The sequence below is a fragment of the Streptomyces sp. SA15 genome, from assembly GCF_002291145.1.
In the GTDB taxonomy this organism is placed as follows: Bacteria; Actinomycetota; Actinomycetes; order Streptomycetales; family Streptomycetaceae; genus Streptomyces.
In genome coordinates this window covers 15,903-27,838 of the sequence record NZ_NTGE01000110.1, presented here as the reverse complement: position 1 = coordinate 27,838, position 11,936 = coordinate 15,903, and the positions used below count along the sequence as shown (strand labels likewise).

General features: G+C 69.1%; 11 protein-coding genes and 1 riboswitch. Of the genes, 5 read left to right on the top strand and 6 right to left on the bottom strand.

Annotated elements, in window-relative coordinates:
• Positions 1 to 46 precede the first annotated feature (46 nt).
• The 5 genes from CLM62_RS24710 to CLM62_RS24690 all read right to left on the bottom strand — a co-directional run bounded on the left by CLM62_RS24710 (position 47) and on the right by CLM62_RS24690 (position 5,786).
• Positions 47 to 1,837: an ABC transporter substrate-binding protein gene (locus CLM62_RS24710; protein WP_095752097.1), complete on the bottom strand. Its 1,791-nt coding sequence runs from the start codon at positions 1,835 to 1,837 to the stop codon at positions 47 to 49.
• 71 nt (positions 1,838 to 1,908) lie between these two features.
• A complete protein-coding gene (locus CLM62_RS24705; RefSeq protein WP_095752096.1) occupies positions 1,909 to 2,916 on the bottom strand; it encodes an ABC transporter permease in 1,008 nt (335 codons plus the stop codon).
• A 323-nt stretch (positions 2,917 to 3,239) separates the two neighbouring features.
• A complete protein-coding gene (locus tag CLM62_RS24700) occupies positions 3,240 to 4,061 on the bottom strand; it encodes an enhanced serine sensitivity protein SseB C-terminal domain-containing protein (protein ID WP_095752095.1) in 822 nt (273 codons plus the stop codon).
• A gap of 198 nt (positions 4,062 to 4,259) precedes the next feature.
• Positions 4,260 to 5,051 carry an enhanced serine sensitivity protein SseB gene (locus CLM62_RS24695; protein WP_095752094.1) on the bottom strand — a complete coding sequence of 264 codons (792 nt, stop codon included), beginning with the start codon at positions 5,049 to 5,051 and terminating at the stop codon, positions 4,260 to 4,262.
• Positions 5,052 to 5,117: 66 nt separating this feature from the next.
• On the bottom strand, positions 5,118 to 5,786 hold the full coding sequence (locus CLM62_RS24690) for an AAA family ATPase (RefSeq protein ID WP_095752093.1): 669 nt from the start codon (positions 5,784 to 5,786) through the stop codon (positions 5,118 to 5,120).
• A 229-nt stretch (positions 5,787 to 6,015) separates the two neighbouring features.
• A riboswitch (glycine riboswitch) is annotated at positions 6,016 to 6,126 on the top strand.
• 152 nt (positions 6,127 to 6,278) lie between these two features.
• Between CLM62_RS24690 and gcvT the strand changes: the two genes are divergently transcribed.
• The 5 genes from gcvT (at position 6,279) to CLM62_RS24665 (ending at position 11,326) form a co-directional block, all read left to right on the top strand.
• Complete coding sequence (gene gcvT, locus CLM62_RS24685) at positions 6,279 to 7,415, top strand: glycine cleavage system aminomethyltransferase GcvT (RefSeq protein ID WP_095752092.1); 1,137 nt, start codon at positions 6,279 to 6,281, stop codon at positions 7,413 to 7,415.
• A gap of 112 nt (positions 7,416 to 7,527) precedes the next feature.
• Entirely contained in the window at positions 7,528 to 7,905 is a 378-nt protein-coding gene (gene gcvH, locus CLM62_RS24680; RefSeq protein WP_095752091.1) for a glycine cleavage system protein GcvH, read from the top strand.
• A gap of 15 nt (positions 7,906 to 7,920) precedes the next feature.
• A complete protein-coding gene (glyA, locus tag CLM62_RS24675; RefSeq protein ID WP_095752090.1) occupies positions 7,921 to 9,186 on the top strand; it encodes a serine hydroxymethyltransferase in 1,266 nt (421 codons plus the stop codon).
• 82 nt (positions 9,187 to 9,268) lie between these two features.
• Entirely contained in the window at positions 9,269 to 10,636 is a 1,368-nt protein-coding gene (locus CLM62_RS24670) for an L-serine ammonia-lyase (protein ID WP_095752089.1), read from the top strand.
• Positions 10,637 to 10,768: 132 nt separating this feature from the next.
• Positions 10,769 to 11,326 carry a glycoside hydrolase family 25 protein gene (locus tag CLM62_RS24665; RefSeq protein WP_095752088.1) on the top strand — a complete coding sequence of 186 codons (558 nt, stop codon included), beginning with the start codon at positions 10,769 to 10,771 and terminating at the stop codon, positions 11,324 to 11,326.
• A gap of 4 nt (positions 11,327 to 11,330) precedes the next feature.
• Here CLM62_RS24665 and CLM62_RS24660 read toward each other — a convergent pair whose 3' ends face one another.
• Positions 11,331 to 11,789 (bottom strand): hypothetical protein, encoded by a 459-nt coding sequence (locus CLM62_RS24660; protein ID WP_095752087.1) that lies wholly within the window; start codon positions 11,787 to 11,789, stop codon positions 11,331 to 11,333.
• Between the last annotated feature and the right edge of the window lie 147 nt (positions 11,790 to 11,936).

Genomic DNA, 11,936 nt, shown 5'->3' with positions numbered 1-11,936 from the left:
CCGGCCTTCACCTGCCTTTCGTGCCGTACGGCGGGTGTGCCGGTTATCAGGTCGTGGACTTCAGGCCGAGGTTGACGAAGTCGTACATACCGCTGTAGCCGTCGGTCGTGTACACGTTCGCCAGTCGGTCCGAGCGCCAGTTGATGAACTTCTCGAAGACGAAGGGCAGGTAGTAGGCGCCCTCCATGACCTTGTGGTTGATCTCCGTAGCGATCTTGGTCTTGCCGGCGTCGTCCAGCGTGGTGACGTAGTCGTCGAACAGGCCGTCGATCGCCTTGTCCTTGATCAGGGCGAAGTTGTTGTTACCGCTCTCCAGGATGTACTTGCTGTCCCACAGCGGCATACCGAAGCCCTGGACGGTCGGGAAGTCCGGGCCCCAGCCCATGATGATGATGCCGTAGCCCTTCTTCTTCACGTTCTCGGGGCTGCCGATGATGCCGGAGGTCTGCGAACCGTCGAACTGGTCGATCTCGGCGTTGATGCCGATCTTCTTCAGCGACGCCTGCAGGGACTGGGCGGTGGCCACCTCGACCGGCTTGTTGTTGCGGACGGCGATGGTGGTGGAGAAGCCGTTCGGCTTGCCGCAGGCCTTCAGCGCTTCCTTGGCCTTGGCGACGTTGCCCTTCTTGTTGGCGCCGGCCATCTCGTACGGGTCGTACTTCTGACCCTCGGCACCCGCCACGGACGGCGGCAGCATGTTGGTGCCGATGTCACCACCGGCGATCGGGCCGCCGCGCGCGGTCTGCAGCGACACGTGGTCGGCGCCGTAGATCACGGCCTTGCGGCACTCGATGTTGTCGAACGGCGCGACGCTCTGCGGGAAGGTCGCGTAGCGGATGTAGCCGGAGACCGGGTTGTCCAGGTTGCCCTTGTGCTGCTTGAGGGCGGTGGTGCGGCCCTGCGGCGACAGGCCGGTCTGGTTGAGGTCGAGGTCCAGGTCACCGTTGAGCAGACGCTGGTCCAGCTGGTTGGCGTCCGAGAAGAACTGGACGGTGATCTTGTCCGGGTAGGCCTTGCGGATCGGGTCCGAGGCCTGCTTCCACTCGGTGTTGCGGACCAGGGTCAGGTCCTTGCCCGGGCTGTACGACTGGAACTTGTACGGGCCGGAGGAGAACGGCTTCAGACCGTACTTGGACTTGGTGTCCTTGTCCTGGCGGACCGGGGACGCGGAGATCAGGCCCAGCATCTCCTCGAAGTCCGAGTTGGCGGCCGGCAGCTTGAAGACGATGGTCTTGTCGTCCGGCGTCTCGATCGCCTTCAGACCCAGCTTGTCCGGGGAGGTGTCCTTGTACGGGCCCTTGTACTCGCCCTTCGGGTCCAGCACGTCCTTCAGGTAGACCGGGCCGCCGGAGAGCACGTCCTGCGCCCAGACGCGCTCGATGCCGTACTTGACGTCCTTGGACGTGATCGGCTTGCCGTCCTCCCACGTGATGCCGTCACGCAGGGTGTACGTGTAGGTCTTGCCGTCGTCGGTGACCTTGGCGAGACCGGTGGCGAGGTCCGGGGTCAGCTCGGCGCCGGCCTTTCCGGGCTCCGTCTTGTTCGTGACGAGCTGGCGGCTGTAGTAGCGCGCGAAGTTCCACATCATGCCGTAGTAGCCGCGCGTGGTGTCCCACGAGTCGGCGTCCTGGGCACCACCGAACTTCAGCGTGCCGCCCTTCTTGGCCAGGTCGGCCTGGGCGACCTTGTTGTTCGCGGCGTCGAAACCGGCCGCGCCCGTCTTCGAGCCGCCGTCGCTGTCACCGCCGCCGCACGCCGCCGTGGTCAGCAGCGCGGCGACCGCGGCGACAGCGGCCCATGCCTGCTTTCGCCGCCCTGAGGTGCGTTGGGTAGTCACGATCTCGGATCCTCCGGATTTGATGAGAGACCCCGTGTGTAGGTGCCACGGGACACTTGTGGTACGGCAGTTCAGCGGGAGGCCTTCGGGTCCAGCGCGTCGCGCACGCCGTCGCCGAAAAGGTTGAAGGCAAGAACGGTGATGAAGATCGCCACGCCCGGGACCACCATGTACATGGGGTCCGACTCGTAGTAGTCGATCGCGCTCGAAAGCATCTGCCCCCAGGAGGACGTGGGCGGCTTGACGCCCACGCCCAGGAAGCTGAGTGCCGCCTCGGTGAGGATGTTGGTGGGGATCATCATCGTCGTGTACACGATGATCGGCGCGACCAGGTTGGGCAGCAGTTCCTTGAACAGGATGTACAGCCGCCCGGCGCCCAGCGAGCGGGCCGCCTCGACGTACTCCCGCTCACGCAGGGAGAGCGTCTGGCCGCGCACCACGCGTCCGATGTAGGGCCAGCCGAAGAAACCGATGACCAGGATCATCACGAACACGCGCACGGACGAGCCGGTCAGTCCCAGCATCTCGTTCGGCATGACGGAGACCAGCGCGATGATGAACAGCAGCTGCGGGAAGGCCAGCAGACCGTCCATCACACGGCTGATGACGGAGTCGACCCAGCCGCCGAAGAAGCCGGCGAGCACGCCCAGGATCGTGCCGAGGATGACGGCGACGATCGCGGACAGGAAGCCGACCAGCAGGGAGATCCGGGCGCCGTAGAGGATGCGGGCGAAGATGTCGCGGCCGTTGACCGGCTCGACCCCCAGCCAGTGTTCGCCGCTGACCCCGCCCAGGGACCCCGTGGGCGTGCCGAACAGCGGGTCGATCAGTTCCTCGTGATAGGCGTCCGGGTCCTGCCCGTACAGGTTGGTGATCACGGGCGCGAGCAGCGCGACAACGACGAGGAACAGCACCACGGCGCCGCCCGCGAGGGCGAGTTTGTCCCGTTTCAGGCGCTCCCAGGCGATCCGGCCCAGGGAGCGACCCTGCACGGCCTTCTCGCCGGCGGTGGCAACCGCCGCTTCCTCGGCAGCACTCGGGGCCGCTTCCGCGGTCGGCTCGTGCAATGGTGCCGTCATCTGGCAGGGACCCCTCTTCTCAACCGGCGGTAGCCGGCCCGCACTTGCCGCTGTGGCGGCGTGATCAGTCCGTCGTACACAGGGGCGAACACCCCTGGTGCGGGAGTCTTCAACGCTTTGGCGATCTGTTGCCAGACTTGGCGGTGAAAGGATGCATAAACGTGATGCGGGTAGGAGGCTTCCGTTATCCGGACAGCGGGTAACGGGGGGCGGACGCGGGCCAGCTGGGACATTTGTGGGCAGTGGAGGATCATACGCCCTGATCTACGCGCGAAGACATCCGGGGGCCGGAGTTGGCCTCCAACGCCGGAGGAGCCGTTCGGTCAGAAGCCGCCGCGGGCCTGCGGATAGCCGTAGCCCGCCGCCGGGGCCTGCACCGGGGAGGCGGGAGCGGCCGGGGCTGCCGGCGCCCCGTGGGCCTCACGGTCGTAGAAGGGACGGGCGTTGGCCCGCATCCAGAGCGCGACCGGGTCGTACTCGTCGGACATCGCCACGGTCGAGACCGGCAGCCCGTCCGGGACGGCGCCGATGGACTGCTGCATCATCGCGCGCACCGAGTCGACGGCCGGCGGGCTGGTGTCGTACACATCCAGCCCGATGGCCAGATACGGCGCCCCGAGCGCCGGCTGCACCCAGGCGCGGCGCAGTGCGCGGACCGCCGGGGTGCGGTGGGCGTTCTGCGCGAGCAGGGCGTAGAACTGCGGGATCTCGATGCCGGGCTCGGACAGCCGCAGGGGCCCGGCGGGCTGGCGCTCCAGGCCGGTGGCGATACGACGCAGATCGAGCCAGGGGATGCCGACGCCGCCGCCCGGGGCGTGCGGGTTCAGCCAGAGGCCGTAGTGGTCGGGGTAGAGGGTGCGGGCGACGTCGACCCCGTCGACCACCTCGTACGAGCGGTTCCAGCCGCTGGCGGAGAGTTCCTGGGCGGAGGTGACGCACGGGGCGTAGCCGTAGCCGTCCACTTCCATGTTCCCGTACTGGGCGTCGGGGGAGCCTGCCTGGCCGTGCCACAGGAGCATCCAGACCTGGCCGGAGGAGGGGGTCGCGAGGGCGCGCAGAAGTGCCTCATAGGCGTCGTAGCGCCCAGGCGTCACTTGGCGCAGCATGTGCTCGACCTGTCCGGCCGCGATGCCGCTGGCGCTCACCTGTACCGCCCCTTCTGGAAGTTGCCCCGGATTATGACACCAGCTTAAGTGGCTCTGCCGACAGCAGGGTGCCTAAGAACTCGGGGCTTGTGGTTCGTCGGCGAGTGCGGGTTCATCGTGGTTGATCGCGCCCACGCGGCGAAGCCGCCTATCGATACAGCCCCGCGCCCCTGGGTTGGCTGCCCCTAGCGGAGTTTTCTAGTAACCGCTCGTGTAGAAGGGCCGTACCTGCTCTCGCATCCAGTGGCACACCGGGTCGTCCGCCACGTCCAGGAGGACCAGGTTGACCGGCCACTGGAGGGGGGTCCTGCCCAGGGCTCGGGACAGGGCCTCCATCGGGAGGGCGCGTATGTCTCCCTCCCACTGGGAGAGTTCCACGCCCACGAACATGACCGGGTCGGCCGTCTCGATGGCGGCGAGGCAGCGGCGGGCCGTCCGTACCACGCCCGTCTCGGCGAACTCGGCCGAGGCCGCGGACAGGAAGTCGATCGGGTCGTCCTGCCAGTCGGGTTCGTAGAGCTTGACCCGGCCGCCGCTGGTGGGTCCGTCCAGCGGGGTCCGGCCGACGCGGCACAACTCGGCGACGGCCGCCGGGGGGAGCGGGACGCCGAGCACGCCGTCCGGGTTCACCGCGATGCCCACCTGCGGCGGCAGACCGCGCGCGAACTCCACGGCGGGGGCGATGGTGTACGACATGTGCGCGCCGGCGACCTGGCGGAACTGCTCCTCGGAGCTGAACACCGGCACATACGCCTGGCCCTCGATCTCCAGCGTGGGCAGGTCGAGCGGACCGTTGTGCGGGCCGCCGCCCTCGGGCAGCGGGACCCAGACGAAGCTGCGGCCGAGCACCTCGATGATCCGCCCCCCGGCTCCGGGGATGCCGAGGGAGGCGGAGAGCACCTCCTCCAGTTCGTTGCCGGGCCATCCGCCGTGCGAATGGGGGTGCGCCTGGGTGGGAAAGTCCGCGGGGAGATCCGCTGGGAAATCCATCTGTCTGACCGCCTGCTGTGAACCGCTGCTGTGGCTGGAAAGGCTAGCGTGCGGCCCGGATGGTGTTCAGCCTGTGAAGCCGATCCGGCGCAGTACGTTCGCCGCGTCCCGGTCGATCAGGATCGCCGAGCCGCAGCCCGGGGGCAGGTCGCCCTTCTCCACGGAGCTGATCAGGCGGGCGGCCGCGCCGCGGTGGCGCTGGAACGCGTACCGCGAGACGCCGCGGCCGCGCTCGCGCTGGCCGGCCAGGGCGGTGTCGGGGGCGACGTCGAGCAGCAGCAGGTGCAGGGTGCCGCCCCGGCGGCGGGCCTCGCGGGCCAGCCAGCCCCGCACCCAGGCCTGCGTACCGCAGTCGTGCACGACGACCCCCTCGCCGGAGCGCAGGGCGCGGCGCAGGCCGGCGTAGTGCGCGAGGCGGACCAGGGGGCGGTAGACCGCGTACGGCAGGAGGCGGGGCATCCTCGCGTCCCAGCGGTCGCGGGTGTCCTGGGAGTCGATGCGCAGGCCCTTGACCGTGCGCCGCATCAGCGTGGACTTGCCGCTGCCGGGCAGGCCGGTGATCACGACGAGGTCCTGAGGGCCGAAGAGCAGGGCATGGGGGCTGTGGCCGTCTCGCTCGCGCAGGTCGCGGACGACGGGTGCGGTGATCGGGCCGCAGGCCTCCTTGGCCGGGACCGTCGGCTGCTGGGGCAGCGCGAGGGCCGAGGTGGTCGCGTACGCCGTGGTCCTGTTCACCGTGGTCGTCCTCCCTGGGGTGGTCACGAGTCCCATCCCCGTCGAGTGTAAAGAGAAGGTAATGCGCGGCGTCTCTCATTTCCGTCCGTTTACCGCAACAAGCCTGCTACAGCGTGCTGTGCCTCACTATGAAGCCTGTGCGGCCGCTGTGGGACGCAGGAGATGGCTCCCCCTGCCGCGCCGGACCGATGCGTGCAATGATGTCCGCGCCAACTGCATACCGGCCGCTTGAATCCGCGCGGGAGAGTTCCGGGTCGTACGTTTGTCGTACGGATGCCCGGGCGCCGAAGGAGCAAGTCCCTCCCTTGAATCTCTCAGGCCCCGTTACCGCGCGGGCGAGGCACATCTGAAAAGCGGGCCGCTGCGACAGTGGCTCCACCCAAGGTGCAAGTCATGACCACCGTTTCGGTGGGGTCGTGACGAACCTCTCAGGTTCCGATGACAGATGGGGAGGAACGACCTCGCCGTCATGCCTTGGGAGACGACCGACCGATGAGCAGCACCGAACCCGCAGAAGCCGCAGAAAAGCGTCATACCGCCCTCGACGCCGTGCACCGCGCGCTCGGCGCGACGATGACCGACTTCGCCGGCTGGGACATGCCCCTGCGCTACGGCTCCGAGCGCGACGAGCACAACGCCGTACGCGGCGCGGCCGGGCTCTTCGACCTCTCGCACATGGGCGAGATCACGGTGACCGGTCCTGAGGCGGCCGCCCTGCTGGACTACGCCCTGGTCGGGAACATCGGAGGCGTGAAGGTGGGCCGCGCCCGCTACACCATGATTTGCCGCCCCGACGGCGGCATCCTCGACGACCTGATCGTCTACCGCCTCGCCGAGACCGAATACATGGTCGTCGCCAACGCCTCCAACGCCCAGGTGGTGCTGGACGCGCTTGTGGAGCGTTCCGCCGGCTTCGACGCAGAGGTGCGCGACGACCGGGACGCGTACGCGCTGATCGCCGTCCAGGGGCCCGAGTCCCCCGGCATCCTGAAGTCGCTCACCGACGCCGACCTCGACGGCCTGAAGTACTACGCGGGCCTGCCCGGCACGGTCGCCGGCGTCCCGGCCCTCATCGCGCGCACCGGCTACACCGGCGAGGACGGCTTCGAGCTGTTCGTCGCCCCGGCCGACGCGGAGAAGCTGTGGCAGGCGCTGACCGAGGCGGGCGCCCCGGCCGGGCTCGTCCCCTGCGGGCTGTCCTGCCGGGACACCCTGCGCCTGGAGGCGGGCATGCCGCTGTACGGGCACGAGCTCAGCACTTCCTTGACGCCCTTCGACGCCGGTCTCGGCCGGGTGGTGAAGTTCGAGAAGGAGGGCGACTTCGTGGGCCGCGAGGCCCTGCGGGAGGCCGCCGCCCGCTCGGAGAAGAACCCTCCGCGCGTCCTCGTCGGCCTGATCGCCGAGGGCCGCCGCGTCCCGCGCGCCGGGTACGCGGTCGTCGCCGACGGCGACGTGATCGGCGAGGTCACCTCCGGCGCCCCCTCCCCCACGCTGGGCAAGCCGATCGCCATGGCGTACGTCGACGCCGCGCACGCGGCACCGGGTACGCCGGGTGTCGGTGTGGACATCCGGGGCAGTCACGAGCCGTACGAGGTCGTGGCGCTGCCGTTCTACAAGCGCCGGAAGTAGACACTGAGCCACGCGGACCGTGCGTGATCCTCCGCATGTTTCCGCTGCTCACGCACGTTTCCAGCAGTCCCCCATTCGCCAGCACTCCCCCGCGTACAGGAGAATTCAGGCCATGAGCAACCCCCAGCAGCTGCGCTACAGCAAGGAGCACGAGTGGCTGTCGGCCGCCGAGGACGGCGTCTCGACGGTCGGCATCACGGAGCACGCGGCCAACGCGCTCGGCGACGTGGTCTTCGTCCAGCTCCCGGAGGTCGGTGACACCGTGTCCGCGGGCGAGACCTGCGGCGAGCTGGAGTCGACCAAGTCGGTCAGCGACCTGTACGCCCCGGTGTCCGGTGAGGTCACCGAGGTCAACGAGGACGTGGTGAACGACCCGTCACTGGTGAACTCCGCCCCCTTCGAGGGCGGCTGGCTGTTCAAGGTCCGCGTCACCGAGGAGCCGGCCGACCTGCTCTCCGCCGACGAGTACACCGCCTTTTCCGCCGGCTGAGGAGTCGTACACCCGATGTCCGTTCTGAACACGCCCCTGCACGAGCTCGACCCGGAGGTCGCCGCCGCGGTCGACGCCGAGCTGCACCGCCAGCAGTCCACCCTCGAGATGATCGCCTCCGAGAACTTCGCGCCGGTCGCGGTCATGGAGGCGCAGGGCACGGTCCTCACCAACAAGTACGCCGAGGGCTACCCGGGCCGCCGCTACTACGGCGGCTGCGAGCACGTCGACGTCGCCGAGCAGATCGCGATCGACCGGGTCAAGCACCTGTTCGGCGCCGAGTACGCCAACGTGCAGCCCCACTCGGGCGCCTCCGCCAACCAGGCCGCCCTGTTCGCGCTGGCCAAGCCGGGCGACACCATCCTCGGCCTGGACCTGGCGCACGGCGGTCACCTGACCCACGGGATGCGGCTGAACTTCTCCGGCAAGCAGTTCCAGGTGGTGCCCTACCACGTGGACTCCGAGACCGGCCTGGTGGACATGGCCGAGGTGGAGCGGCTGGCCAAGGAGCACCGGCCGAAGGTGATCATCGCGGGCTGGTCGGCGTACCCGCGGCAGCTGGACTTCGCCGAGTTCCGCCGGATCGCCGACGAGGTCGAGGCCTACCTGTGGGTCGACATGGCGCACTTCGCGGGCCTGGTCGCGGCCGGTCTCCACCCGAACCCGGTGGAGTACGCGGACGTCGTCACATCCACCACGCACAAGACGCTGGGCGGCCCGCGCGGCGGCATCATCCTGGCGAAGAAGGACTTCGCGAAGAAGCTCAACTCGTCCGTCTTCCCGGGCTTCCAGGGCGGTCCCCTGGAGCACGTGATCGCGGCCAAGGCAGTTTCCTTCAAGGTCGCGGCGAGTGAGGACTTCAAGGAACGTCAGCGCCGTACGGTCGAGGGCGCGCGGATCCTCGCCGAGCGGCTGACGGCGCCGGACGCCCGCGAGGCCGGGGTCAACGTCCTGTCCGGCGGCACGGACGTCCACCTGATCCTGGTCGACCTGCGCGAGTCCGAGCTGGACGGGCAGCAGGCCGAGGACCGCCTCCACGAGGTCGGCATCACGGTCAACCGCAACGCCGTCCCGAACGACCCGCGGCCCCCGATGGTCACCTCGGGCCTGCGCATCGGCACGCCCGCCCTCGCCACCCGCGGCTTCACGGCCGAGGACTTCGCCGAGGTCGCGGACGTCATCGCGGAGGCGCTGAAGCCGTCGTACGACGTAGAGGCGCTCAAGACCCGGGTCAAGGCGCTGGCGGACAAGCACCCGCTGTACCCCGGTCTGAACAAGTAGTTCCTTTTCGTGGGGTGCCCCGCACACTCGTACGTGTGCGGGGCACCCCACCTCCTGCACCACCCCGTCCTGAGGAGTCCCCGTGGCCATCTCGGTCTTCGACCTGTTCTCGATCGGCATCGGCCCGTCCAGCTCCCACACGGTCGGCCCGATGCGCGCGGCCCGTATGTTCGCCCGCCGGCTGCGGGGCGAGGACCTGCTGCCCTCCGTCGCGTCCGTACGGTCCGAGCTCTACGGCTCCCTGGGCGCGACCGGACACGGCCACGGCACCCCGAAGGCCGTGCTGCTCGGCCTGGAGGGCGCCTCACCGCGCACGGTGGACGTGGAAACGGCGGACGAACGGGTCGAGGGCATCAAGGAGTCGGGCCGTCTCCGCCTCCTCGGCGAGCACGAGATCCCGTTCACCTTCGACGACGACCTGATCCTGCACCGCCGTAAGGCACTCCCCTACCACGCGAACGGCATGACCCTGTGGGCGTACGACGCGGCGGGCGCCGAGCTGCTCACGAAGACGTACTACTCGGTCGGCGGCGGCTTCGTCGTCGACGAGGACGCGGTGGGCGCGGACCGCATCAAGCTGGACGACACGGTCCTGAAGTACCCCTTCCGCACGGGCGACGAGCTGCTGCGCCTGACGAAGGAGACGGGCCTGTCGATCTCCGCGCTGATGCTGGAGAACGAGCGTGCCTGGCGCACGGAGGACGAGATCCGCGAAGGCCTGCTGGAGATCTGGCGCGTGATGCGGGCCTGCGTGTCACGCGGCATGTCCCGCGAGGGCATCCTGCCGGGGGGCCTGAAGGTGCGCCGCAGGGCGGCGGTCTCCGCCCGCCAACTCCGCGCGGACGGCGACCCGTTGGCGCACGCGATGGAGTGGATCACGCTCTACGCGATGGCGGTGAACGAGGAGAACGCGGCGGGCGGCCGGGTGGTGACGGCTCCGACGAACGGCGCGGCGGGCATCATCCCCGCGGTCCTGCACTACTACATCAACTTCGTGCCGGGGGCGGACGAGGACGGGGTGGTGAGGTTTCTGTTGGCCGCCGGAGCGATCGGCATGCTCTTCAAGGAGAACGCCTCCATCTCCGGCGCCGAGGTCGGCTGCCAGGGCGAGGTCGGCTCGGCCTGCTCCATGGCGGCGGGCGCGCTGGCGGAGGTACTGGGCGGCTCTCCGGAACAGGTCGAGAACGCCGCCGAGATCGGCATGGAACACAACCTCGGCCTGACCTGCGACCCGGTCGGCGGCCTCGTCCAGATCCCCTGCATCGAACGCAACGGCATGGCCGCGGTGAAGGCGGTCACGGCCGCGCGGATGGCGATGCGCGGCGACGGCTCGCACAAGGTGTCCCTGGACAAGGTCATCAAGACGATGAAGGACACCGGCGCGGACATGAGCGTGAAGTACAAGGAGACGGCGCGGGGCGGGCTGGCGGTGAACATCATCGAGTGCTGACCGCCGTGGGCGTGCCTGACCCGATTCCGCGGCCACCCGAAGGTGGCGTTTACACGTGACCGCCGGATCACCCGTGCCACGGTGGGGCATACAACAACTCCCGTCCCCCCACAGTTCCTTCAGGGAGGCCTCATGTTGCGCGGCATCGACGTGAGCTCGTACCAGTCCTCCACCTACGACACCGACGGCCTCTCCTTCGTCTTCGTCAAGGCGACGGAGGGCCGTTCGTACGTCAACCCCAAACTCGCCGCCCAGACGAAGAGAGCCCGCGAGGCCGACATGGTCGTCGGCTTCTACCACTTCCTCTGGCCCGGCAACCTCACGGCCCAGGCCGAGTACTTCGTCGGCAAGGCCCCGGACAGACCGGGCGACATCCTCGCCGTCGACTGGGAGACGACCGGCGAGGGGACGCACGCGAGCAACGCCGAGAAGGACCGCTTCATCCGGAAGGTGAAGGAACTGCGGCCGGACAACCGGGTCGTGCTCTATTGCAACCGCAACTACTGGCTCACTGTCGACACGACCTCCTACGCAGGCGACGGCCTATGGATCGCCGACTACGTCACCGCGGGCAAGCCCCGCATCAAGGCGAAGTGGCGTTTTCACCAGTACACCGACGATCCGCTGGACAAGAACGTGGCCGACTTCGAGAGCAAGGCCGCGCTGCGCACATGGGCCCGGGCCGCCTGACAGCTCATCCGGCCCGTTCGGCCCGGCGTCGCACTCCCGTCAACAGGCGGCGCATGCCGTTCGCGTGGAAGCCGGTGGTGATGACGAGCCGGCGGTAGAGGGTGCCCGTCAGGCCGGGGAAGGTGGCTCGGGTTTCCGCTCGTAGATGGGTGCGGCCCGGGGTGGGTTCCTCGATGCGGAAAGTCAGGGTGTAGGCCGAGAAGCGGTGCGAGCCCCGCAGGACAAGGGTGCGGGCCCGGTCCGCGGTGACCACCCGGAAGCCGGGCAGCGTCGAGCCCTCGGCCAGGGGGCGAGGGCCCGACGACGTGCGGTCGTGGCAACCGACCAAGCGGGCGTAGCGGGTGGCGGTCGGGCCGGCGAAGGAGTCGTCCAGGGTGTCGGAGAGGGCATGCCAGACGGCGTCGGGTGGCGCGGCGACGTCCGTGGGGTGCTCGTCGACGTGAGGCAGAGCGTCGTACCGCACCCCGGCCTCCCCCCTGCGGCCCGTCCAGCCGTCGACAGCAACCGTACGGAAGCGGGCTGTTCGCCGCCATGGCCGGACGGGCCGCAGAATGCCACGTCACTTTGGCGTCTTGCCGGCAACGGCGATGCGGTGAGGGAACTCCCGCGC

Coding starts and splice junctions, on each gene's coding strand:
- CLM62_RS24695 (WP_095752094.1), bottom strand. CDS start 5,051: ATGGATTTCCCAGCGGATCTCCCCGCGGACTTTCCCACCCAGGCGCAC.
- gcvH (WP_095752091.1), top strand. CDS start 7,528: ATGAGCAACCCCCAGCAGCTGCGCTACAGCAAGGAGCACGAGTGGCTG.
- CLM62_RS24705 (WP_095752096.1), bottom strand. CDS start 2,916: ATGACGGCACCATTGCACGAGCCGACCGCGGAAGCGGCCCCGAGTGCT.
- glyA (WP_095752090.1), top strand. CDS start 7,921: ATGTCCGTTCTGAACACGCCCCTGCACGAGCTCGACCCGGAGGTCGCC.
- CLM62_RS24665 (WP_095752088.1), top strand. CDS start 10,769: ATGTTGCGCGGCATCGACGTGAGCTCGTACCAGTCCTCCACCTACGAC.
- gcvT (WP_095752092.1), top strand. CDS start 6,279: ATGAGCAGCACCGAACCCGCAGAAGCCGCAGAAAAGCGTCATACCGCC.